Here is a 24,787-nt window from a genome sequence, read left to right on the forward strand (position 1 = left end):
TATTCTTGTTTGGCTGGACGCTTACTTCAAGGCGTTTTCTGTTGGTTTCCAGATTTGGCCAATAGAGATGGAAGAGAGTTTTTTCTTTCTTCCATACCAGAGATTGACCACACCGCGCGAGACAAACACAGAAGAAAAAATCGATGTCACGATACCCAGACAGTGAACCACGGCGAAGCCACGTATCGCACCAGAACCAAATACCAGCAAGGCCAGACCAACGATGAGGGTAGTCACATTGGAATCCAGAATTGTTGCCCAGGCATGATCAAAACCTTCTTCTATGGCTTTTTGCGGCGCCTTACCGGCACGCAGTTCTTCGCGTATACGTTCATTGATAAGTACGTTGGCATCAATCGCCATACCCAGTGCCAGCGCAATCGCGGCAATACCAGGCAGGGTCAGCGTTGCCTGCATCAGCGACAGGATCGCCACCAGTAACAACACATTGAATGACAAAGCCAGCACGCTGAAGAAGCCAAACATCAGGTAGTAAGCCATCATGAAAACAGCAATCGCAGCAAAACCGTAGATGGTGGAATTGCGACCCTGCTTGATGTTTTCTACACCCAGTTGCGGGCCTATCGTGCGCTCTTCTATGATTTCCATAGGTGCAGCCAAAGAACCAGCGCGCAACAGCAAAGCCAGATCACCAGCAGCGGAAGAGGAACCCATACCCGTGATGATAAAGCGGTTACGCAATTCATCATTGATGGTAGGTGCAATCAGGACTTCGCCCTTGCCTTTTTCAAACAGGACGATCGCCATACGCTTGCCTATACGTGGCGCTGTGGCATTACCCATTTTTTTGCCACCATCGCCATTCAGGTCAACACTGACCGCTGGTTGCTGATGCTGGTCAAAACTGGAAGTGGCATTGGTGATGTCATCACCGGTAATGACAGGCTCTTTTGTGAGTATCAGATACTCACCACGGTTGGAAATGAATTTTTCTGAACCGTAAGGAACAGCCGTATTTACATCCACTGCACCGATGACACTTTCGTCCAGCAAACGCACTTCCAGTGTAGCCAGACGGTTGATGATGCTCTTGGCACGGGCAACGTCTTGCACACCAGGCAATTGCACAACGATACGGTCTGCACCTTGTTGCTGGATGATGGGTTCAGCTACGCCCAGCTCATTGACACGCTTGGACAGGGCAGTGATATTTTGTTTGATACCTTCAGAAATTACTTCTTTCAGTGCTTTGGGTTTCAAGTTGACTTGCAAACCAAAATCAGCGCCATCACTACCAGCAGTATCGAGCACGTCAACGTCAGGCATTTGTGACAACAAAACATTCTTGGCCTTGGTACGCTCACCTGCATCACGGAATTTGACTTTGATCTGATCGCCTTCGCGACTCAGGCCTGCATGACGTACTTCTTTTTCACGCAAATTCGCACGCACGCTGGACAACAGACCCTGCATGCGTTTGTTCATGACTGCCTTGGTATCGACTTGCATGAGGAAATGCACACCACCACGCAAATCCAGCCCCAGGTACATGGGCAAGGCATGCAAACTCTGCAACCACTTGGGTGTATTCGGTAAAAGATTGAAAGCCAGGGTATAAGCAGGATCAGCCGGATCAGCATTCAGTGCTTTTTCCAGAGCAGCCTTGGCTTTGAACTGGCTATCCACATCTTCAAAACGGGCACGTACGGTGCCTTGTGTGCCATTGTATTCGTAGAAGATGTCTTTGCTTTTCAAGCCTGCCTGTTCCAGCGCTTTTTCAACGCGGCTGGTCATATCAGCTTCAATTTTGACGGTGGCTTTACCGCTACTGACTTGCACTGCAGGTGATTCGCCAAAGAAATTGGGCACGGTATAAATGGCACCGAACACCAGGGCGATCAGAATCAGTATGTACTTCCAGAGTGGATAGCGATTCATAATGGGGAAAATAATTGGAAGCTAAAAAAGCACAACGCAGCCCAGATCATTGTGGACTGCGTTGCCGTTGTTTGCTGATTAAATCGCTTTAATCGTGCCCTTGGGCAGCATCATCGTGATGGACATTTTTTGTACGACAACTTCTGTACCATTCGCGACTTCTATGGTGACATAGGCGTCGCTGACCTTGACTACTTTACCCAGAATACCACCAGCAGTAACGACTTCATCGTTTTTTGCCAGCGCATCCATCATTGCCCTTTGCTCTTTCTGACGTTTCATTTGTGGACGTATCATCAGGAAATACATCACTGCTACCATCAGGAGCAAAGGCCACATACTCATCAGATTACTCTGGAGATCGCCGCCAGCGGCTGCTTGTGCATAAGCATTGGAAATAAACACGTTCAGACTCCTGTCATTTTAATAATGGATCACCAGCTTCTTGGCATGAAACTGGATACAAATTGTTGCAATTATTGCTCAATTCTTTGTATATAGCACCAAATGCCGATTTTTCAATCAGCAAAGCTCCCTATTTTAGCATCGCCCATGCAAATTTCTGGAAATTGTCAGGATATCTGAAAAGAAAGCTGCCGCGAAAATGAAAACAGACAATCACCGCCGTTGGGCGGTTGATTGTCTGCATACTTACTGCGAGAAATTTATTATATCTATGGCAATACTTAACGACTGAATGGCTTACCATTCACAGTCAGCGCGCCTTGTTTCCATTCAAGCTTGGAACTCAGAAGCTTGCCATTTTTATTAATATAACCACGCTCTACAAAGGCCGATACCTGCTGGTTAATGGCATCTGCTGCGGCTTTCTGCATTTCCGGATCTTTTTGTGATGCGCCACCAAGTTTTGCGACCAGTGCTTCTGTCAGTGTCACATCCAGATTGCTTTGGATTTTTGAAATCATCAGCATGGGGTTATTGAAATCTGCAGCAGTCGCGCCCGCCAGTTTGGCAGAACCTGTCAACTTGGCTTCACCATCTGCAGTCATGACGCTCAGACGTTCCAGGAAAAACTCTGGATCTTTTTGCAATACTACTGGAGCGACTTCATCCCAGATTGCTTTCAAGGCAGCCATTTTTTCCGGGTCACCAGCTGCTTTTGAGTAAGCAGTAGACAATTTCGCCAGCGACTGTGCATGCAAGCGCCTGACACCGTAGTCATAGTGAAAGTCAGTAAATTCCTGCTGTTCAAATACAAATTTGCCAACACCAAATTTGGCAACGGCATCAAACAGATCATCCTTCATGGTAGCGTCTGTGGTCAGCTTCAATTGCTCAAGGGTGAAACTTTTCTTATCTTTAGAGGTGTCAGTGAAGTTGACACTGGCGATAGACGAATCAGTTTTACCCAGGTACAAGTTAGTGCCAGGATAAGCCAGGTTCATATCAGCCTTGACACTGATGGCACCAAGCTTGAATGATTTGCCATCCTGACTATCTACTGCCAGGCCAGGGGCACTCAAATAAAGATTGATATCTTTATAGTCTTTACTGAAACCGACTTCCATCGTCAAACCCTGCCAGGCGACTTTGTCGTTCTCTTTTTCCATGACAGTATTAAACGCGGGGCTGGAAATAGACACACGGCCACCACCAGCATATGTCAGGCGGGAAGTAATCTCCAGAGGCGTGGCATTGCCAAAGACTTTAGCAAGTTGAGCCTTGGTTTCTGCGTCCAGCACCAGTTCAGTCTTGATGGAAGCAGCACCAAAACCTTTGAAACCTGGCAAAGGGCCATGCTGGATATAATTAATGAAGTGTATCTGCACTGGTTTGGCTGGTTTTTCTTCCTCTATAGCCACTGCGACATCTGCTGGCGGCGTACCGTCAGCAGGTGCTTCTGCAGCCTCAGGAACAGGCATTTCAGGCTTTTTCACACCTGGGAAATTTGCCAGCGTCAGCTCCAGCGTTGTTTCTTGCACAGAAGAAAATACACCACGCTTATAGTCTTGCTTGACTACTTTCACGTAGGGAGAAGACTTGGACTGATCATTGGACTCTGTCAGTTTGGCTTCAACTTGTTTTCCGGTGAACCAGGATGCTGCCGGATAGGATGCCGCCAGAGCCACTACCACCGCGATCAGTTTCGTACTTTTATTCACAACTTTCTCCGTTTTAAACTACCCATATGCCATGTTGGCATCTGACCAATGCGGCCAGCATGGAGTGTAACAAGCTTCTTTTAGATTGTCATTATTGCATTCGACACTCAATACTTTGGTATGTGGCAGGCTTTCAAGAATTTCCGGACATAGGAAATTAAAAAAGGCAGCAAGCCTGAGCTTGCTGCCTTTGTTCTGCTTAGTTCTGCTTAGTTCTGCTTAGTTCTGATTACCTAGCTTATTTACTTAGTTGGTACGCTTAGTTGGTACGTATGGTTGCCAATGCCAGCTCAGAGGTATTCAAAGCCCCCTCAACAAAGCCCTGGTAATCGGAATATGCTTCACCAACAATGTGTATATTCTTGGCACCGCTGCCAAAGTCGAAAGCCTTGAACACATCCATGACTTTCCATGAACGCACACCTGGCTGCCAGCCATGATTGGCCGCGCCATAAGGAGCTCTGGCCCAGTCGCGTATACCGTAGGTAACGATGGAATTCTTGATAAAGTCGCGGGTATCTTCCAGTGATTTCTCTTCAAACATGTGCTGGGCCTGGTCAGTCAGTTTCAGGCCCGAACGTTTGATATCGACGAGACGCTTCACATCACGCGCAACGAACAAGGAAAAAGCGTCAACGATCTTGACGTTCTGGTCTATCTCGGCGCGGTCATGCTTGTCGGCTTCCATGACATAGTGTTTCCAGAATTCTGTCGATGGGCGGTCCATGTACAGCAAGACCATGCCGTGTCCATCCTTGTCCTGGCCTTGCGGGCGGCGGAAATAATGAATTTCACGGGTAGGCAGGCAACTCGCATATTGTTGCGGGCGCTGTGAATAATCCCACCAGGGTGAATCTGTGACGAAGAACAGTTTCAACATGGGGAAACCATTCACTGCATCAAGCTGTGAAGAGACGTGTTCAGGCAGGCAGGATGCCAGTTTCACCAGCGGCATCCTGGGCAAGGCCAGGATCAGCCTGTCGGTCTGCAACTGTATATTGCCATTTTTGGTATGTACATCCAGTTCCAGCCTGGGCTGGCCCATGGCGATTTGCTTGAAACTGGTCAGCATATGACCACCAGCCAGCGTCACATTGCTGAGGCCACGCAATTTGGCCATCAGGCTCTCTGTCAGTTTTGCCGTGCCACCATCCACGCTGGCCAGCTGCTGGCCTACGGTTTTCAGGGCGCGCAGCCACCAGATGATCCACTCTATCGCATTCAGGTTTTCCGGGATCATGTGATAGAAAGTGCCAGTATCGCGCAGCTTGGTCAATGCCAGATGGCTGAGCGCGCCTTCCGCCGACATGGCGTTCCAGAAACCCATGCTCCACAGCGGCTGACCATTGAGTTGCGCATGTTTGCGCATGCGCTGGTAATCGGCTTCAGTCTGCGCATCTATCCAGGCCTGGTCCTCTGGATCTTGTCCCAGGATAAGCATGATGCCTCGCTTGAGCAATTGCAGGGAATTGAGACCCATTTCCTCGGCAGGCAAATCATAGGTAGGTGCGTTGACTTCTTCCCCTTCTGGCCCGCTGAACTCGGTCAGCTTGACGCCCAGGTCACGGCACAATTTATCGAAGCGCGGTTGCAGGGTAGGCTCGAAACGCATGGGGCCCCATTCAGCAATAAAGCCGTCAAGGTCTTCAGTTTCTATGCGACCACCCCAGCGGTCAGATGAAGCTTCCAGCACCACGACTTTTTGCCCGGACAAGGCCAGGCGCCAGGCACAATACAGACCAGAAATGCCGCCGCCGGCAATAATGACGGGATGATAATTCATATCAGACCTCTAGTATTCATTTGTCCACTCGGACGAGAGCGCCATTTTGCCTGCAAGCGCCCTGAATATAATTCGTATTACTGATCAGTCCGTCATTATTTACCGTATTTAATCAGACAACTACTTCAAACGCCGCGCGCGCGGTCAGCGTGGAACTGCTGTACGAACTCAGGGAAGCGTTCGTCGTCCAATGCTTTACGGATGTTTTTCATCAAATCCAGGTAGTAATGCAGATTGTGGATGGTGTTCAAACGTGCGCCCAGGATTTCGCCAGTGCGGTGCAAATGGTGCAGGTAGGCGCGCGAAAAATTCTTGCAGGCATAGCATTCACAGGTCGCATCCAGCGGTTCCTTGTCTTCCTTGTAACGCGCATTCTTGATCTTGATATCACCAAAGCGGGTGAAGATCCAGCCATTGCGCGCATTGCGGGTAGGCATGACGCAATCGAACATGTCTATGCCATTGGCTACACCTGCCACCAGGTCTTCTGGTGTGCCTACGCCCATGAGGTAATGCGGTTTGTTTTCTGGCAGTTTGGGGCCGACGTGCGCGAGTACGCGCATCATGTCTTCTTTAGGCTCGCCTACAGACAGGCCGCCGATGGCGATGCCGTGGAAATTCAGCTCATTCAATCCAGCCAGGGATTCATCGCGCAGGTGTTCAAACATGCCGCCCTGTACGATGCCGAACAGGGCATTCGGGTTTTCACCCTGGTTGAATTCATCAATGGAACGCTTGGCCCAGCGCAATGACATGCGCATGGATTTGCCGGCTTCTTCTGTCGTCGCTGGCCTGCCATCGATTTCGTAAGGCGTGCATTCATCGAACTGCATGACGATATCCGAATTCAGTGCGCGCTGGATTTGCATGGAGATTTCTGGCGACAGGAACAGGCGCTCACCACTGATAGGCGAAGAAAACTTGACGCCCTCTTCCGTGATCTTGCGCATCGCACCCAGCGAAAATACCTGGAAGCCGCCTGAGTCAGTCAGGATAGGTTTATCCCAGCCCATGAAACCATGCAGGCCACCAAATTTGTTGAGTACATCCGTGCCCGGGCGCAGCCACAGGTGGAAGGTATTGCCGAGAATGATATGCGCATCGATCTCTTTCAATTCCAGCGGCGACATGGCCTTGACCGAACCATAAGTACCGACTGGCATGAAGATAGGCGTTTCGATTTCACCATGGTTGACTTTGACACGGCCACGACGTGCAGCAGTAGTTTTATCTTTTTTAATGAGTGTAAATTCAAGCATGGTCTTCCCCGGAGGAATTGGTCAGCAGCATGGCATCGCCATAGCTGAAAAAACGATATTGTTGAGCGATAGCGTGAGCATAAGCAGCGCGGACGCGATCATACCCGGCAAATGCCGATACCAGCATCATCAAAGTGGATTTTGGTAAGTGGAAATTAGTGATAAGCCTGTCCACGGTCTTGAATACATAACCGGGCGTGATGAACAGACGGGTGTCATCACTGCCTGTCTGCAAGCTGCCTGTTTGTGAAGCAGATTCGAGCGCACGCATGCTGGTGGTGCCGACAGCCACCACTTTGCCACCGGCGGCTTTGGTGGCCTGCACTGCTGCGACGGTTTCATCAGGCACGGTATACCATTCGCTGTGCATCTGGTGATCTGCCAGGTTTTCGGTACGCACAGGCTGGAAAGTACCAGCACCCACATGCAGGGTTACATAGGCGAGTTTGATGCCCTTATCCTGGCAACGCTGCAACAGCGCCTCGTCAAAATGCAGGCCAGCCGTTGGCGCGGCTACCGCACCTGGCACGCGGTTATAGACGGTCTGGTAACGCTGCTCGTCAAAGTCGTCGGCATCATGTTCTATATACGGCGGCAAAGGCAGGCGGCCATAGGTTTCCAGCAGCGTGAAGATATCTGACGGGAAATACAGGGTAAAGAATTCACCAACACGCTCACCAACGATGACATCAAAACTGTCTGCCAGGCGGATTTTGCTACCCGGCAGTGGCGACTTGGAAGCGCGCATCTGGGCCAGCACGCTGCGCTCCTTGTCATTGTTCGACAGTACACGCTCGACCAGCATCTGTATCTTGCCGCCGCTTTCCTTGACACCAAAGAAGCGTGCCTTGAGTACACGGGTATCATTAAATACCAGCAAATCACCGGCATTGAGCTGGTTGATGATGTCAGCAAAATGCCTGTCAACCAGCGTATCACCGTCGACATGCAAGAGGCGTGAAGCGGTACGGTCGGGCAAAGGTGTTTGCGCGATCAGGGCTTCAGGCAGTTCAAAATCAAAATCACTTAGGGAGTAAGACATGCAAAAATTCTACAAAAATCGGAGGTAAAACAGGAAAAACAGACATAAAGCTACTTTACACTGTATAAAATACCAGTAGAATGCACACTATCGTAGCAAACCCGGGTAAGATCACAGACAAACAGCCTGAAACCAAGGTTTTGTGAATTTCCTGAAAAAAGTAAGCTAACAGCAAAACCCACCATTTTACACCCCATGGCCGCTGAAGACCAAAGTGCAAGTGCAGAGTTAAATAATACACAAGCTGATCCAGCTATCGCTGGCATTACTGCCTTGCCTGACTCCAGCTCCAAAAAACCTGCAAAAAAGGCCAAAACCCCCGCTAACACCGCAGCCAAGGCCAGTGAAAAACTTGCTAAGTTAGGCTTGCGCAAGGACATGGATTTTGTCTTGCATTTACCTATGCGCTATGAAGATGAAACTGAAATCGTCAGCATGCGCGATGCCTCTTTCCGTGGTGGCAGCAGTGTGCAGGTTGAGGGCGTGGTCACAGAATGTGATATCCAGTACCGCCCGCGCCGTCAACTGGTCGTGACTATTGCCGACGATAGTGGCCAGGTCGTGCTGCGCTTCCTGAATTTTTATGGCAACCAGACCAAGCAAATGGCAGTTGGCGTGCGGGTACGCGCGCGTGGTGAATTACGTCATGGTTTCTTTGGTGCAGAGATGGTGCATCCTCACTACAAGATCGTCAATGAAGGCGCACCTTTGCCGACTGCGCTGACACCTGTTTATCCGTCCGGCGAAGGCGTGCCACAAGCCTTATTACGCAAGGCCATTGCCAATGCAATGACACGCGTCAACTGGCATGACACCTTGTCGCCTGCGCGCCTGGCTGCTCTGCATTTGCAGGATTTTGAAAGCAGCATACGCATACTGCACAATCCGCCGCCGGATGTCGATCAGCATAGCCTGATAGAACGCGAACACCCGGCCTGGGAACGCATGAAATTCGATGAGCTGCTGGCCCAGCAATTATCATTGAAGCGCGCACAAATTACCCGCCGCAGCAAAGGCGCAAATGCCCTGCCACTGGTGGGTGAACTCAGCAATTCCTTTTTGCTGAACCTGCCGTTTTCTCTGACCAAGGCGCAAGAAAAAGTGCTGGCCGAGATACGCGATGATTTGCGTGAAGCCTTCCCCATGCAACGCCTGTTGCAGGGTGACGTAGGCAGCGGCAAAACCATCGTTGCAGCACTGGCAGCAGCGCAGGCGATAGACAATGGTTTTCAGGCAGCGCTGATGGCACCAACAGAAATTCTGGCCGAACAGCATTTCAGGAAAATTGCTGCCTGGCTGGAACCCTTGGGTGTTAAAACCGCCTGGCTGACTGGCAGCCTGAAGAAAAAAGAAAAAGATGCCGCCAATGCACTCATCACTTCTGGTGAGGCCCAACTGGTGATAGGTACTCACGCCCTGATACAGGACAGTGTGCAATTCAAGAAACTGGGCCTGGTCATCGTCGATGAACAACACCGCTTTGGCGTCAGCCAGCGCCTGAACCTGGCCAACAAGACCGAGGCGGGCAAGGTGCCGCATCAATTGATGATGTCGGCAACGCCTATCCCGCGCACCTTGGCGATGACTTACTATGCTGACCTGGAAGTATCCATCATTGATGAACTGCCGCCAGGCCGCACACCTATCGTCACCCGGGTCATCGACCAGAACCGCCGTGACGAAGTCATTGCCCGCGTGCAAGCTGCGGGACAGGAAGGCAAACAAGTCTATTGGGTATGTCCCCTCATAGAAGAATCAGAAACCCTGCAACTGCAAACCGCAACTGACACGCACACCATGCTTGCTGAAGCCCTGCCAGAACTGAAGGTGGGTCTGGTCCATGGCCGCCTGAAACCGGCAGAAAAACAGGCGACGATGGAAGCCTTCATCCGCAATGACAGCCAGGTGCTGGTGGCTACCACGGTGATTGAAGTTGGCGTCGATGTACCGAATGCCAGCCTGATGGTGATAGAACATGCTGAACGTTTTGGCCTGTCGCAATTGCATCAGCTACGTGGCCGCGTAGGCCGTGGTGCCGCAGCCAGTGTCTGCCTGTTGCTGTACCAAGGCCCGCTGGGTGGCACGGCCAAGCAAAGGCTGGCCACCATGCGCGAGAGTAATGATGGTTTTGAAATTGCGCGCAAGGACCTGGAATTGCGCGGCCCCGGTGAATTCCTCGGCGCACGCCAGTCCGGTGAAGCCATGTTACGCTTTGCCAACCTGGAAACCGATCAATGGCTGGTGGATAAGGCACGCAATCTGGCCGATGAACTATTAAAAAATGACCCCATCACCGTTGCTGCTCATTTGGAGCGCTGGCTGGGATATAAAGAAGAATTTTTACGAGTATAAAAACCTATGTTGAATATCGTTAATGTTGATGTCAATAACCCACAGCATGCCAAAGACCTGGTCAACATGCTCAATATGTATGCGCTGGATGCCATGGGTGGTGGTGAGGCACTATCTGATTATGCGCAAGCCAATCTCATTAGCGAGCTCAAAAAACGCAATACCGTGCGCGCAATTCTCGCTTATGTGAATGATCAGGCTGCTGGTTTTGCGATTTGCATAGAAGGCTTTTCCACCTTTGCCTGCAAGTCTTTATTGAATATCCACGATTTTGCCGTACACCCTGATTTTCGTGGCCAGGGCATAGGCAATAAAATGATGCAGCATCTGACTGCTCTCTCTGAACAACAGGGTTATTGCAAGATGACGCTGGAAGTGCTGGAGGGAAATACCCGTGCGCAAAATCTGTATCGCGCAGAAGGTTTTGCCCCGTATGAACTGAACCCGGAATTTGGTGGTGCAATCATCATGCAAAAGAAAATTGGCAAAGCCTGATTTCATCACATTGCCCGATTAAGATCACAAGATCAGCCAAACTTCTCCACCATGAAATCCACAAAACTGCGCAGCTTGGGCGTGCGGTATCTGTCCTGCAGATAAACCACACTCAGCGCACGACTGGGTAATTCATAATCGGGAAATAGCTGTACCAAAAGCCCGGCCTTCACATCTGCCTGCAACAGTATTGCTGGCTGCAAGACGATGCCCAGACCATGCAAGGCAGCAACCCGCAAAGCCTGGCCATGATTGACTTGTAGCCTGCCGGTAACGGGGATGCGATAAATATCATCCTGATCCTGCAAGCGCCAGTTGGTAATAGCCGCCGGGCTGAAAGACAGGCATTCATGATTCGTCAAATCTTCAGGCTTTCCTGGCGTGCCATTACGCGCCAGATAATCAGGTGAGGCGCAGATCATCAGGCGATATGGGCGCAATGATTTAGCGATGAGTGCAGAATCAGGCAATTCACCTATGCGTATCGCCACTTCAAAACCTTCTTCCAGCATATCCATGACACGGTCAGACAAACTGACATCGACGCTGACTTCAGGGTAGCGCGCCAGATATTCTGACAATGCAGGCATCAGCGCCTCAGTACCAAAACTGACTGGCGCCGTAATGCGCAATTTACCTGCAGGAGCCAGTTGCAGGTTTTGCGCCTGCTTGTCGGTTTCATCGACCAGCCTCAAGATTTCCTTGCAGCGCGTGTAGTAATCCTCGCCAAAGGTTGTCAGGTGCTGACGCCGGGTAGTCCTTTGCAGTAATTGCATGCCCAGGCGTTTTTCCAGCATACGCAAATGATTGCCCGCCATGGTTGCAGAAATCCCGCAAGCCGTGGCAGCTCCACTCAGACTGCCTTTTTCCACGGCAAGAACATAGACCTTCATGCTATCCAATAAATCCATTCAACACTCCTGATTGCAGATGTATCAATCATAGACTCGTTTATCTCATTTTAGTTTCAAATAAGAATACAGCCTTGTTTGCAGCCTTTGCTGGCAAACAAACAGCGATTCCCGCACAATTTTTGGAGCTACACCATGACTATCACCACACTTGCATCCCGTTTTGCCAATCGTACTGTCCTCATCACAGGTGGAGGAACTGGCATGGGCAAGGCCGCCGCCCAGCGCTTTGGTCGCGAAGGAGCCAACGTCGTCATCGCTGGCCGCCGTCCGGCAGAAATAAATCTGGTTGCCGATGAAATCAAGGCAGCGGGCGGCATCGCCCTTGCCATTGCTGCCGATGTCTCAGATGCGGAACAAGTCCAGGCACTGGTACAAAAAACCGTGTCCACCTTTGGCGGCTTGCACATGGCCTGGAATAACGCTGGCATCCTGGGTGGCTTCCAGCCCTTCCAGGAAACCAGTCTGGCTGACTTCGATGCTGTTATGGCGACCAACCTGCGCGGCGTCTTCGCCTGCCTGAAACACGAAATAGCCGCCATGCAGGCAGCCGGTGTCGGTGGTGCCATCGTCAACACCTCCTCCTGGACTGCCCACGGTGCCATGCCCGGCCTGTCAGCCTATGCCGCTGGAAAAGCCGCACTTGATGCATTAACACGCACGGTCGCCGTCGAAGTCGGCCCCCTGCAAATCCGCATCAACAACGTCAGCCCCGGTATCATCGCCACCCCCATGGCCAGCGGCGTACTGGCATCCAGAACATCTGCACTGCCATTTGAAAAGCAAACCCCATTACAACGCATAGGCCAGCCGGAAGATGTGGCCGATGCCGTACTATGGCTATTGTCCGAAGATGCGCGCTTTGTGACCGGGCAAAGTTTGCTGGTCGATGGCGGCTTTACCATAGGCGGCTTGCGCCCATGGTTTAATGGGTTTGTGGCGGAGCATGTTTGAGGGCGAGCACCTTTGTTGTACATTTGAGTTTTTATAAAAACGTCTATCCTTCGTAGATACAAGCCGGGTCTCGGCCCGGCAGCCGAAATACGTTCTTTGCTTCGCCAAAGAACGTATTCAAAGAAAGGCGACCGCAGACTCGCCCTGTGGGTGCTTACGCTACGCTCCAGCATAATTTGTGCATCACAAAAAATGGGAAAGCTTCGAAACTCGCTATCCTTGCAGGGCGCACAATCGCTTGCAAGCGATTGCCGTTACGCTGGCGAGATGCATGCATCTCGAAATCCCAGCTACACCTCAGACACCGAAGCTTTCTAATCCATTTTCTGTGACACACAAATTACATCGTCCCAAGCGGGTGCAGATCAAAAACAACTACAACGTCAATGCAACCGTTATGCATATATCGTTGAGCATCGTTGATCAATCTTGGTTTTGCTGTTGATTTTGACTTTCTGCAGTTCCCATGTGTCGACGCCGTTTGTGCGGTACAGAAAATGGAAAAAGAAGGACCGCTGTCTGAGCGTAGCGAGTTTCGGGCCTTCCCATTTTTTGTACTGCACAAACGGGAACCCCCTTTAGGGGGCGACGACGCCTGGGTCGCCTTTTTGGCCCACCTTTTTTGGCGAGACAAAAAGGTGGGTAGTTGCCGGTCTACCACCGGCCGGCAATCTTAAAATATGTGTACAGGCATTTGAGAAGCAGAGACGTAAAACAATAAGGATCTGAAGTTTAATCACACCACGATATACCAAGAACGCCACTGGATTCCAGCTAACCCCACGCTGGAATGACGTATTTAGGAGTTGGGTAAAATGCAAAGGAATGGCTTCTGCAAAAACTATTTGAGAAAACCTGCATCAATTTGCTGAGAGTGCAAATCCTCATTGGCAAATCATCTCCCCCACTCCATAGTCAAAATCACAACTACCGCCCCCACCTCATGTCAAGGTAAAATCCCCCAGAACCTAAAGACGACCAACGCATAAATGCCAAACGCACTGGCTATGTGCAAACACAATATAAGGATCAGCAATGACTATAGATTTCAAAGGCCGTGTCGCCATCGTGACCGGTGCAGGTGGTGGTTTGGGACGTGAACATGCGCTGGCGCTGGCGGCGCGTGGTGCGAAAGTGGTGGTGAATGATCTGGGTGGTGCACGCGATGGCTCTGGTGGTTCATCCGCTGCTGCGCTGGCAGTCGTCGAAGAAATCCGTGCGGCTGGTGGTGAGGCGATAGCCAACGGTGCATCGGTCACCGACTTTGAAGCAGTGCAGTCTATGGTGGCAGATACCATGGCGCAATGGGGGCGGATTGATATCCTGGTCAATAATGCCGGTATCTTGCGCGACAAGAGTTTTGCCAAGATGGATATCGCTGACTTTAAACTGGTGCTGGATGTGCATCTGATGGGTGCTGTGCATTGCTGCAAGGCAGTCTGGGCCATCATGACAGAACAAAAATATGGTCGCATCGTGATGACCACTTCCTCTTCAGGTTTGTATGGCAATTTCGGCCAGTCGAATTATGGTGCGGCCAAGATGGCCCTGGTTGGGTTGATGCAAACGCTGGCGCTGGAAGGGGCCAAGTATGATATCCGCGTCAATAGCCTGGCACCAACGGCGGCAACCCGCATGACTGAGAGCCTGTTCCCGGCCGAATTCCTGGCGGCCCTGCAGCCGTCCGATGTAGTACCAGCCATGCTGGTACTGGCATCCGAGCAGGCACCTAGCCGTGCCATCCTGTGTGCGGGTGCGGGTAGCTTTGAGGCCGCGAATATTACCCTGACACAAGGTGTCTGGGTAGGTCGTGGTGAAGATGCACCTGAGCAACTGGCGGCACGTCTGGCTGAAGTCCGTCAGCGTGATGGTGAAGCGGTACCAGAAAGCGGCGCAGCGCAAGGGCATCTGGAGTTGACCAAAGCCATGAGTCAATCTAAAGGCTAATGCTGAATCTCTGCTCAAATGTAGTAAGCGCTTCTATCATTCTGTAGGAGCGACTTTAGTCGCGAACGCTTGACCGTATCGGGCATTTTGCTTGTATCAGGCATTCGCGGCTGAAGCCGCTCCTACAGAGCCTGCGCTTATCTATGCTTTCCTGATCAATAATCCAGCAAACAGCATGCAACTGATTTGAAATTTAGTTTTTGACAGAGTATGCGCCAAAACAAGGATATATCGTATATACAGTATGATTATCCAAAAATACTCCCCCTGTCATTGTTAAATTCAGGAAAAAATTTACGCTCTGTACAAAGCTCTTGCTGACGCTGCACTCAGTCTGTGCCAAACTAACGGCATGACACTCACAGAATTAAAATATATTGTTGCCGTAGCCCGGCAAAAACATTTTGGCCATGCGGCAGAAGCCTGTTTTGTCGCTCAGCCTACGCTGTCTGTCGCCATCAAAAAACTCGAAGATGAACTGGGCGTCACTATTTTTGAACGTGGCGGCACCGAGGTTTCGACTACCCCGCTGGGGGCGCAGATTGTTGCCCAGGCTGAGCGTGTGCTGGAACAGACCGCCGCCATCAAGGAAATCGCCAAACAAAACAAAGACCCGCTGGCTGGACCTTTCCGCCTCGGCGTTATTTATACGATAGGCCCCTACCTGCTGCCTACCCTGGTCAAAACCATGATACAGCAGGTGCCGCAAATGCCTCTGGTACTGCAAGAGAACTTCACCGTCAAACTGATGGAATTATTGCGCCAGGGTGAACTCGATGCTGCTATCATGGCCCTGCCCCTGCCGGACCAGGGCATGATGATACAGCCGCTGTACGACGAACCCTTTGTGGTTGCCATGCCGCGTGATCATGCCTGGGCAGAACGCAAGGAAGTCTCGGCCGAAGAATTGAAATCAGAAACCATGCTCTTGCTGGGCAATGGTCATTGTTTCCGCGATCAAGTGCTGGAAGTGTGTCCGGAAATGTCGCGTTACTCGACTGCTGGTGACGGCATTGCCCGCACTTTTGAAGGCTCTTCACTCGAAACCATACGGCACATGGTCGCGTCTGGCATAGGCATCACCGTGTTACCAATGGCCTCAGTGCCAGACCTCGATGCCAAGGATGGCATGCTGCGTTACCTGCCATTTACTGCACCGGCACCAGACCGTCGTGTCGTGATTGCCTGGCGCAAGAGTTTCACCCGTCAGGCGGCGATTGAAGCCATACGCAAGGCGGTGCTGGCTTGCGATTTGCCTGGTGTCACCATGCTGGACGAAGCGCCCAGCACTCAATAATTTTTACCTCCCCCGTACCATGAACAAAGATGTGATAGCAACTGCACGCCTGCAATTGCGGGTATTGATGCCTGAGCATGCCGCCATGCTGCAAGAATATCTGCTGACCAACCGCAGCCACCTGGCCCCCTGGGAACCGGTGCGTGACGAAGAGTTTTTCTCCCTGGAAAAATGCGAAGAAAGACTGCTTGCCAGCTCACGCCTGATAGACGCAGGCCTGGCGGTGCATTTTGCGGTGTGCATGGATGAAAAGATGATAGGCATTTGTAATTTCAGCAATATCGTCCGTGGAGTTTTTCATGCCTGCCACCTGGGTTATGCGATCGCCGAAAAGCAGCAAGGCCAGGGTTATATGCAGGAGGCCGTGAGGGCTGGAATTGGCCATATGTTCCAGCAGCAGGGCCTGCATCGCGTCATGGCCAATTATGTGCCTGAAAACCTGCGCAGCGCCGCCTTGCTGGAACGCCTGGGTTTTGAGAAGGAAGGTTATGCCAAGTCTTACCTCAAAATTAATGGTGTCTGGCGTGACCATATTTTGACTGCACTGGTGAATGTTGATAACTGAGTCTGAGAACGGAGCTTAACAACTGAGCCAGAAACTAAGTCATATAAGTAAGCTGGATAACTGGAACCAGCTTCACGAATTAGCAAACTGCTCATCATAGTGCAAGGCGATATATACTGCGGTCTTTCGCGAAACACGCTGGCAAGTGAGGTCTGTAACAACAGGCCCGCTCACCACATTTCTACAGAAAGCTTCAGTTCATGTCATTGTCCCGAGTCCTGCTGCTCATTGCCTGCATGGCAGCCAGCATCCTTACCTTTGACAGCCAGGCGCAAACCCCTGGCGATGCTCCCAATTCCAGTGCTACTGCCAATGGCCAGGTCAGCCGTCCCAAAGTGGCCCTGGTTTTGTCAGGCGGCGGTGCGCGTGGTTTTGCCCATATCGGCGTCTTGCGCGCCCTGCGCAAAATGCGCATACCTGTGGATATGGTGGTTGGCACCAGCATAGGTGCTGTCGTTGGCGGTGCTTATGCTGCCGGGCGCTCTGCCGATGAACTGGAACAAATCGTCAAGGAAACTGACTGGGACAGCGTGCTGGCTGACCGTCCTGCCCGCTACGACCTGGATTTCCGCCGCAAGGAAGAAGACTTGATGCTGCCTTCACGCATAGAGTTTGCGGTGACCAAGTCTGGCGTATTTTTACCCCCTGCAGCAGCCGGTAATGCCGCCCTGGAAAACGCCCTGACCCGCCTGATGCCTGAAGGTATGCGCGACCAGCCGGTCAATCAACTGGCCCTGCCCTTCCTGTCTGTTGCCTCTGACCTGCTGACTGGCGAGATGGTGGAGTTGAATGACACACCTTTGCTGATGACGATGCGCGCCTCACTGGCCTTGCCCGGTGTTTTTGCACCTGTACGTATCAAGCAAAAGCTGGTCGTCGATGGCGGCCTGGTCAGCAATTTGCCAGTGGAGCTGGCACGCAGCATGGGAGCGGATATCATCATCGCTGTCAATGTCGGCACACCACTGGCGAAGGAGCATGAACTCAATAGCGCCATTGACGTCACCAAACAGATGCTGCAAATCCTGACCGAACAAAACGTGCAACGATCAATCAAGGACTTGCGCAAATCCGATGTACTGATCGCACCAGAATTATCAGGCACCAGTTTTCTCGATTTTGGCTTGTATCAGCAAACCATCAAGGCCGGCGAAGCTGCCGCCAACAAAATGGCAGTGCAACTGAGTGCCTTGCGGGTACCGGATGAGCAATATGCCATGTTTGAATACCAGCGCTCTAACGCCGGGCAGGTTGCAAAAAATACTGCCGATAAATTACCACTGGCAAAAATAACAGTCGAAGGCCCGCGCTATATCAATCCCCAGGCCTTGATAGCACAGACAGGTTTGAAGCCTGGCCAGGTCCTTTCCCAGGAACAGATCAGGCAAGCCTCGGGCAAGCTGTATGGGCGTGGCGATATCGACAATATAGAAACCGTCATCAGCGATGAAGATGGCAAACGCAATGTGCTAATCAAACCATTCGAGTCAAACTCCAGCCGCAACCGCTTGCGGGTGGGTCTGGAACTGACCAGTGATTTTGCCGATGAAAACCGTTTTGGCCTGAGTGTCATGCACATCGCATCTTCCCTCAATAACTATGGCGCTGAATTACGCAGCTATGCCCGCATAGGCAGTCAGCGTCTGGCTGGGACGCAATTCTGGCAACCACTGGGCTCGGGCTCACCCTGGTATGTCGCCCCGTCCATTGAATACAATGGCAGCAGCCTGAACCTGTATGAAGAAGGGCGCAAGAAATTGCGCGTGGGTTTGCGCGGCACACAAGCCAGCCTGACCTTTGGGCGCCAGCTTGATAACTGGGGCACCATAGAAGCCGGTGCCAGCCGCAGTTTTGGTAAAGTAGATTTTCTGTTACCCGCCAATACAGAGCAGGACAGCTTGCGCTATTACAATACGACGCACTTCTTGCGTTTTCGCCTGGACACCCTCGATTCGCTGGCCAACCCCAGCCGCGGCTATCTGATTTCCTCAAGCTGGGAACATTCTCCGGCACAAGGTCCCGGTCAACGTTCGCTGGCACAATCCCAAATTGATGCCTTGTCTGCCTTCCAGCTCGGTGACTGGGCTGGTCATCTGTACGGTGAATGGAGCCGTTCTGGACGCGGCAACGCGCCAAATCCGTTGGGTGGCTTCTTGCGCCTGTCAGGCACGGCCAACAACTCGCTGGAAGGCAATGCTACCGCTTTTGGCCGCCTGGTCCTGGCTCGCAAGATAGGTTCTCTGCCAACGACCATCGGTGGTGCGATACGCACGGGGTTCTCGCTGGAACTGGGTGATACTTATGGTGATGGCAAAGCGCTGCGCCTGGGTTCCCTGAAACAGGCAGCCAGTGCCTTTGTCTCTATGGATACCCGTTTTGGGCCGCTGTTCTTTGGTGCCGGTGCCACCCGTGGCAACGGCTCTTCGCTTTATCTTTTCCTGGGGCCTATCTGGTGAGTCAGGCCTTTGACTGGCGCTGCTGCCTCCGGGCGACGCAGCGCCGTAAAGGCCGAGAATTCCCAGGAGCGGAAACCGACGAGCAAGGTAAAGCCATCACGCTCTTCCGGCCGCAGACGGCGGTCATCCTGATGCAAGCGCGCCAGCTCAGCCGCCAGTTGCTGTATTTTCTGCACCATCTCCATGGCGCTATGCGATGACACCCTGGCTGGCACAAAGAGCAGGGTTTCACCCTGCCCATCAAAGCTGCCGGTAAAGTAATCGCTGACGACCACATCCCTGAAATACTGCTGCACCGGGCCATCAGGACGCCAGTGAAACGCAGGTGAAACCTTGAGGCGGTAACGGTTCAGGGGGCGCAGTTCTATGACTTCCAGCTTGTCGAGTGCAATCAGGTGCAAGACACATTCAGCTTCTGACAAGTGATAGGTTTCTATGATTTGCTCCAGCGTCCAGTGCCCCAGGCAGCATATCGCCACCAGCAATAATTTGGGGTCAGCCATCAGCGACTGCTCTTGCATAAGGCTCAGGTTATCTGCATGCGGGGTAACATCTGCCGCCTGGCGCAGTACATCTTCCATGGCAATACCAGAAGCCTTGCAGATTTCTGCCAGGCGCGACAGGCTCATGTCTTTTTGCCCAAACATGCGCTTCATGCTGGACTCACTCATGCCTATGCGCTCGGCCAGCATTTTATAAGTCACGCCTGCGGCACGCAATTCTGAACGCAAGACTTTCAAGACCAATTCGGGTGAACTCATGGAGTGCTTTCTGGCTAAATGTGAAATTTTGCAAATAGTATCGCATATCAATACCAAACATACTGAATAACAATTCCTTCAGCAATTTTCTGGTACGTTTTTTAATTAATTGCGACACTTCGACCTGCAAAAGCTGCGTGAAGTTCAATAGCAGGACATATCAGAATTGAAATGCGCTGCTTGTGAAAATATTAAGTACCTTCAGCGCAGTAATTCAGTCCAGAGGAAACAGATATGGAAGCAGGAAGCAACATGAATGAAAACAGTGACACGATACGCAGATATGTCACTGCTGTACTTTTAACTCTGACCGTATTTGGTCTCGGTTATATGTGTGGCCAACATACAGAGAAACATGGTCCTGCATTTGACAAGGCGAATGGATTGAGCAGCCCACCCAGCCGTGCCAGTGCCCGTACTGAGCTCATGAGACAGTACAGGCCACAGCGCAAGGCGGCATTGATAGTCTGAAAGACTGCCCTGCTCCTTCTTGCCTAAATACGTTGCTTGCTGACAGGGTCAAACCAGTGCACGACATCAGCCGCAAAGCCTGCTGTAATACGTTGTCCAGCTTCTACTTCGGTACCTGCCGGTGTACGGATGACGATGGATTCACTTCCACATAAACCATGCACCAGCAAATCTGCCCCAAGCGACTCTACCAGTTGTACTTCAAATGGCAGGCCTGGCATGCCTATGAACAAATGTTCTGGGCGCACACCCAGTATCAATTCACGGTTGGCGACGCGCTCTGCTTCGCTCTGCACCAGCGGCAATGACAGCGTCGCATGACCTATCTGCATCTGCCTGCCATTTTCTGAGACTTTGCCACGCAAGAGATTCATGGGAGGTGAACCGATGAAACTGGCGACAAAGGTAGTGGCTGGGGTCGCATACACTTCTGCCGGTGTACCTATCTGCTCTGCCACGCCACCGTTCATGACTATCATGCGCTGACCCAGGGTCATGGCTTCGACCTGATCATGCGTGACATACAGGCTGGTAGTACCCAGTGCCTTGTGCAGGCGCTGGATTTCCAGGCGCATTTGCACCCGCAATTTAGCATCCAGATTCGACAGCGGTTCATCAAATAAAAATACTGCTGGTTCCCGGACGATGGCACGCCCCATGGCAACGCGCTGACGCTGGCCGCCAGAAAGTTGGCGCGGGGTTCTGTCCAGCAGTGCACCGAGCTCCAGTATCTGCGCCGCTTTTTGCACCCGGGTTTCAATATCGGCTTTGGAAAAACCACGTATCTTCAAACCATAAGCCATGTTCTGATAGACGCTCATGTGCGGGTACAGCGCATAGTTCTGGAACACCATGGCGATATCCCTGTCCTTGGGTTCCAGATTATTGACGACTCTGTCGCCAATGACGATATCGCCAGAAGTGATTTCTTCCAGCCCTGCAACCATACGCAAGAGCGTCGATTTACCGCAGCCAGAAGGGCCAACCATGACAATGAATTCACCATGATTGATATCCATGGAAACGCCATGGATGACAGCAACAGCCTTGTCGCCCTTGCCGTAAGTTTTGGTGACGTTTTTAAAATGTAGTTGTGCCATGCTATTTTTCTGAATCTACCAAACCTTTAACAAACCATTTTTGCATGATGACCACCACCAGCCCGGGTGGCAACATCGCCAGCAACAGGGTCGCCATCACCATATTCCATTCGACTGCGGCATCACCACCAGCAATCATGCGCTTGATACCCACACCTATCGGGTACATATTCTGTTCCGTCGATACCAGCAAGGGCCAGAGGTATTGGTTCCAGCCATAGATGAACATGATGACAAACAGCGCAATCACATTGGTGCGCGACAGCGGCCACAGTATGTCCTTGAAGAAGCGCAAGGGGCCTGCACCATCGATGCGCGCGGCTTCTGCCAGTTCATCGGGTACGGTTAAAAAGAATTGCCTGAACAAGAAGGTTGCTGTCGCCGAGGCAATCAGCGGCACCGTCAACCCGGCGTAGCTGTTGAGCATGGACAGGTCAGACACCACTTTATAAGTCGGGCTGATACGTACTTCGACAGGCAACATCAGGGTGACAAAAATCATCCAGAAAAACAGCGTGCGGCCAGGGAAGCGAAAATACACCAGCGCAAAGGCAGACAACATGGAAATTGAAATCTTGCCTATGGCAATCATCAGCGCAGATATCAGGCTGACCCACATCATGCGTCCGACCGGACTGCTGGCGACATTGCCTGAAGTACCTGTGCCCAGCACTGCCTGCAGATTGACCCAGAGCTGGTCACCCGGTATCAAAGACATGGGGGCCAGGGCAGATTGTTCTGCGGTCTGGGTAGCGGCGACAAATGCGACATAGATGGGAAAAGCCACCAGGCTGACACCAAGTATCAGGATAAAGTGGCTGAACATACCCAGAAAAGGCCGGCGTTCTATCATGCTTAATACTGCACTTTCTTTTCTATGTATTTGAACTGCAGCACAGTCAGTACGATGACGATGCTCATCAATATGACGGACTGCGCGGCGGCACTGCCAAGATCACCGCCCTTGAAACCATCATTGAAAACCTTGAACACCAGGATCTCGGTATCCTTGCCAGGGCCGCCCTGTGTTGTCGCCTCAACGATCGCGAAGGTATCAAAAAACGCATAGACGATATTCACGACCAGCAAGAAGAAGGTCGTCGGTGTCAGCAGAGGAAAGACGATGGTGAAGAAGCGCTTCCACGGCCCGGCACCATCGATCGCCGCCGCTTCTATCAGCGACTTGGGTATGGACTGCAAACCCGCGAGGAAGAATAAAAAGTTGTAGCTGATCTGCTTCCAGACTGCGGCCAGGACGATGAGTATCATCGCATGGCGACCATTCAAGAGATTATTCCACTCAATACCAAAGTGTCGCAAGCCATGGGCAACAATACCCAGCGTGGGGTTGAGCAAGAACATCCACAGCACGCCGACGACAACCGGCGACACTGCATATGGCCAGATCAGCATGGTCTTGTAGATCGAGCTGCCCCTGACTACCCTGTCTGCAAAAACCGCCAGCAGTAAGGACAGACTCAGCCCCAGCACAGCCACCAGACTGGAAAACATGGCCGTGGTCTTGAAGGCGGCCAGATAAGTTTCATCGGCAAACAGGGACTTGAAATTATCAAACCAGACAAATTGCGTGGACATGCCAAAGGCATCCTGCAACAAGACGGATTGATACAGGGCCTGCACTGCAGGCCAGAAAAAAAACAGCACTGTCACCAGTAACTGCGGCAAGAGCAGCAGATAAGGCAACCAGGCTGAACGAAACCGTGCACGCTTTTCCAAAAAAACCTCTATTGTTTAGGGAAGACCAAAAAGCTCACCACAGAGACACCGAGGGGGCACAGAGGGGCACAGAGAAAAACAAAAGCATTATTTGAGCTTTTGATTGTTTTGTTTTTCTCTTGCTTTTCTCGGTGTCTCTGTGTTGAGAGGTCTTAAGACTTTACTTATTCGCTTTTTCGAAACGATCCAGCAACTCATTGCCACGCAAAACAGCATTGTCCAGTGCGGCCTTGGCTGATTTTTTGCCGCTCCATACGGCTTCCAGTTCTTCATCCATGATGGTGCGTATCTGCACAAAACTGCCCAGGCGTATACCGCGGGATTTGTCTGTAGTCTTGACTATCATTTGCTGGACGGCGACACCAGGGCCTGGCGTTTTTTCATAAAAGCCAGATTTCTTGGTCATCTCATAGGCAGCATTGGTGATGGGCAGGTAGCCGGTTTCCTGATGCCATTTGGCCTGCACTTCTGGCTGGGAGAGGAATTTATAAAACTTGGCGACGCCCTTGTATTCTTCAGGCTTCTTGCCATTCATGCTCCACAGTGAAGCGCCACCAATGATGGTGTTTTGCGGTGCGCCCTTGACGTCAGAATAGTAAGGCAACGGTGCAACGGCAAATTTGAACTTGGCATTCTTGGCAACATTACCATAGGCAGAACTGGACGAAGTCAGCATGCCGCATTCACCAGAATAGAATTTTGCTTCTGGCTCATTCTTGCGACCGGCATAAGTGAAGTAACCTTGCTTGGCCCAGTTTTCCAGGTTTTCTATATGCCGTACATGGAGTGGGCTATTGAATGTCAGTCGTGCATCAAGGCCGCCAAAGCCATTGCCCTTGGAGGCAAACTCTACATTGTGCCAGGCTGAAAAACTTTCCAGGTGTACCCAGGTTTGCCAGCCTGTGGTGTAAGCGCATTTTTCGCCGCTGGCTTTGAGACGGGCAGCAGCAGCGACCACTTCTTGCCAGGTTGATGGTGCCTTGTTGGCGTCCATGCCAGCTTTGGCAAACATATCCTTGTTATAGTAAAACACGGTGGTTGAACTATTGAAAGGAAAGGACAGCATTTCACCTTTAGGTGAAGTGTAATAACCCGCCACTGCGGCGACATAGCCAGAGGCATCAAATTTTTCACCCGCGACCTTCATGACTTCAGATACTGGCTTGACCGCACCCTTGGCATACATCATGGTCGCAGTACCGACTTCAAATACTTGCAGAATATGCGGCGCATTACCGGCGCGGAAAGCTGCGATACCAGCGGCCAGGGCTTCGTCATAACTGCCTTTATAGACGGCGGTTACCTTGTATTCATTCTGGCTTTTATTGAACTGGTCTGCCAGTGCTGTCACGCGGTCGCCCAGCGCGCCCGTCATCGAATGCCACCAGCTTATTTCCGTCACTGCATGGGCAGAGCCAGCCAGGCTCATCAATACAGCAGCACTGGCCCAGGCCAGTTTGGTTTGCAGTTTCATAGTAATCCCGGAAAACTTCTAATAATTATGTAATATTGTTGCAACATCATGACGCCGAATTGACATGAGTAACATGGGTGACCCGGAAGACATGAGGTTTTCAGGCTTTCAGGCAAGCACTGAGTGTAGCAATTCATTAAGATATCACCCTGCACCACTCT

General features: G+C 51.5%; 20 protein-coding genes. 8 read left to right on the plus strand and 12 right to left on the minus strand.

Annotation, left to right across the window (positions count from 1 at the left end; genetic code table 11):
* Window positions 1–21 precede the first annotated feature (21 nt).
* From secD to queA, 6 genes are all read right to left on the minus strand, one after another.
* Window positions 22–1,899, minus strand: coding sequence for a protein translocase subunit SecD (secD, locus tag DFR42_RS11550; protein ID WP_110255138.1), 1,878 nt, complete (start codon window positions 1,897–1,899; stop codon window positions 22–24).
* Between the two features lie 78 nt (window positions 1,900–1,977).
* Window positions 1,978–2,244 carry a preprotein translocase subunit YajC gene (gene yajC, locus DFR42_RS11555; RefSeq protein WP_245936956.1) on the minus strand — a complete coding sequence of 89 codons (267 nt, stop codon included), beginning with the start codon at window positions 2,242–2,244 and terminating at the stop codon, window positions 1,978–1,980.
* Between the two features lie 341 nt (window positions 2,245–2,585).
* Window positions 2,586–4,022: a YdgA family protein gene (locus DFR42_RS11560; RefSeq protein WP_110255140.1), complete on the minus strand. Its 1,437-nt coding sequence runs from the start codon at window positions 4,020–4,022 to the stop codon at window positions 2,586–2,588.
* Between the two features lie 259 nt (window positions 4,023–4,281).
* Window positions 4,282–5,805, minus strand: coding sequence for a flavin monoamine oxidase family protein (locus DFR42_RS11565; protein ID WP_110255141.1), 1,524 nt, complete (start codon window positions 5,803–5,805; stop codon window positions 4,282–4,284).
* Window positions 5,806–5,930: 125 nt separating this feature from the next.
* Window positions 5,931–7,064: a tRNA guanosine(34) transglycosylase Tgt gene (gene tgt / locus DFR42_RS11570; protein ID WP_110255142.1), complete on the minus strand. Its 1,134-nt coding sequence runs from the start codon at window positions 7,062–7,064 to the stop codon at window positions 5,931–5,933.
* Window positions 7,057–8,106: a tRNA preQ1(34) S-adenosylmethionine ribosyltransferase-isomerase QueA gene (queA, locus tag DFR42_RS11575; protein WP_110255143.1), complete on the minus strand. Its 1,050-nt coding sequence runs from the start codon at window positions 8,104–8,106 to the stop codon at window positions 7,057–7,059. Before queA ends, tgt begins: the two co-directional genes overlap by 8 nt.
* Before the next feature lie 195 nt (window positions 8,107–8,301).
* Here queA and recG point away from each other — a divergent pair, with 195 nt between their 5' ends.
* Together recG and DFR42_RS11585 are read left to right on the plus strand one after the other, a co-directional pair.
* Window positions 8,302–10,458, plus strand: a complete 2,157-nt coding sequence (gene recG / locus DFR42_RS11580) for an ATP-dependent DNA helicase RecG (protein ID WP_110255144.1) — start codon at window positions 8,302–8,304, stop codon at window positions 10,456–10,458.
* A 6-nt stretch (window positions 10,459–10,464) separates the two neighbouring features.
* Entirely contained in the window at window positions 10,465–10,953 is a 489-nt protein-coding gene (locus DFR42_RS11585; RefSeq protein ID WP_110255145.1) for a GNAT family N-acetyltransferase, read from the plus strand.
* Window positions 10,954–10,985: 32 nt separating this feature from the next.
* Here the strand turns inward: DFR42_RS11585 and DFR42_RS11590 are convergent, their stop codons facing one another.
* Window positions 10,986–11,864: a LysR family transcriptional regulator gene (locus DFR42_RS11590; RefSeq protein WP_110255146.1), complete on the minus strand. Its 879-nt coding sequence runs from the start codon at window positions 11,862–11,864 to the stop codon at window positions 10,986–10,988.
* A 135-nt stretch (window positions 11,865–11,999) separates the two neighbouring features.
* On the opposite strand from DFR42_RS11590, the gene DFR42_RS11595 reads away from it, so the two are divergent.
* From DFR42_RS11595 to DFR42_RS11620, 5 genes are all read left to right on the plus strand, one after another.
* Window positions 12,000–12,818: an SDR family NAD(P)-dependent oxidoreductase gene (locus DFR42_RS11595; RefSeq protein WP_110255147.1), complete on the plus strand. Its 819-nt coding sequence runs from the start codon at window positions 12,000–12,002 to the stop codon at window positions 12,816–12,818.
* A gap of 1,035 nt (window positions 12,819–13,853) precedes the next feature.
* The gene (locus tag DFR42_RS11605; RefSeq protein WP_110255149.1) at window positions 13,854–14,765 is read left to right on the plus strand and encodes an SDR family NAD(P)-dependent oxidoreductase; all 912 of its coding nucleotides are present in this window, start codon (window positions 13,854–13,856) and stop codon (window positions 14,763–14,765) included.
* 352 nt (window positions 14,766–15,117) lie between these two features.
* Window positions 15,118–16,062, plus strand: coding sequence for a hydrogen peroxide-inducible genes activator (locus tag DFR42_RS11610; RefSeq protein WP_110255150.1), 945 nt, complete (start codon window positions 15,118–15,120; stop codon window positions 16,060–16,062).
* Window positions 16,063–16,081: 19 nt separating this feature from the next.
* Window positions 16,082–16,627 carry a ribosomal protein S5-alanine N-acetyltransferase gene (rimJ, locus tag DFR42_RS11615; protein WP_110255151.1) on the plus strand — a complete coding sequence of 182 codons (546 nt, stop codon included), beginning with the start codon at window positions 16,082–16,084 and terminating at the stop codon, window positions 16,625–16,627.
* Window positions 16,628–16,827: 200 nt separating this feature from the next.
* Window positions 16,828–19,083, plus strand: coding sequence for a patatin-like phospholipase family protein (locus tag DFR42_RS11620; protein ID WP_110255152.1), 2,256 nt, complete (start codon window positions 16,828–16,830; stop codon window positions 19,081–19,083).
* Here the strand turns inward: DFR42_RS11620 and DFR42_RS11625 are convergent.
* Window positions 19,056–19,844: a helix-turn-helix domain-containing protein gene (locus DFR42_RS11625; RefSeq protein ID WP_110255153.1), complete on the minus strand. Its 789-nt coding sequence runs from the start codon at window positions 19,842–19,844 to the stop codon at window positions 19,056–19,058. The genes DFR42_RS11620 and DFR42_RS11625 overlap by 28 nt on opposite strands.
* Window positions 19,845–20,096: 252 nt before the next feature.
* On the opposite strand from DFR42_RS11625, the gene DFR42_RS11630 reads away from it, so the two are divergent.
* A complete protein-coding gene (locus DFR42_RS11630; RefSeq protein ID WP_146218830.1) occupies window positions 20,097–20,315 on the plus strand; it encodes a hypothetical protein in 219 nt (72 codons plus the stop codon).
* Between the two features lie 23 nt (window positions 20,316–20,338).
* On the opposite strand, the gene DFR42_RS11635 is transcribed toward DFR42_RS11630, so the two are convergent.
* The 4 genes from DFR42_RS11635 to ugpB form a co-directional block, all read right to left on the minus strand.
* Window positions 20,339–21,415 (minus strand): sn-glycerol-3-phosphate import ATP-binding protein UgpC, encoded by a 1,077-nt coding sequence (locus DFR42_RS11635; protein ID WP_110255155.1) that lies wholly within the window; start codon window positions 21,413–21,415, stop codon window positions 20,339–20,341.
* 1 nt (window position 21,416) lies between these two features.
* The gene (gene ugpE, locus DFR42_RS11640; RefSeq protein WP_110255156.1) at window positions 21,417–22,268 is read right to left on the minus strand and encodes a sn-glycerol-3-phosphate ABC transporter permease UgpE; all 852 of its coding nucleotides are present in this window, start codon (window positions 22,266–22,268) and stop codon (window positions 21,417–21,419) included.
* Between the two features lie 2 nt (window positions 22,269–22,270).
* Window positions 22,271–23,152 carry a sn-glycerol-3-phosphate ABC transporter permease UgpA gene (gene ugpA, locus DFR42_RS11645; protein ID WP_110255157.1) on the minus strand — a complete coding sequence of 294 codons (882 nt, stop codon included), beginning with the start codon at window positions 23,150–23,152 and terminating at the stop codon, window positions 22,271–22,273.
* Window positions 23,153–23,312: 160 nt separating this feature from the next.
* A complete protein-coding gene (gene ugpB, locus DFR42_RS11650; protein WP_110255158.1) occupies window positions 23,313–24,626 on the minus strand; it encodes a sn-glycerol-3-phosphate ABC transporter substrate-binding protein UgpB in 1,314 nt (437 codons plus the stop codon).
* Window positions 24,627–24,787 lie beyond the last annotated feature (161 nt).

The organism is Undibacterium pigrum, from assembly GCF_003201815.1.
GTDB classification, from domain to species: domain Bacteria; phylum Pseudomonadota; class Gammaproteobacteria; order Burkholderiales; family Burkholderiaceae_D; genus Undibacterium; species Undibacterium pigrum.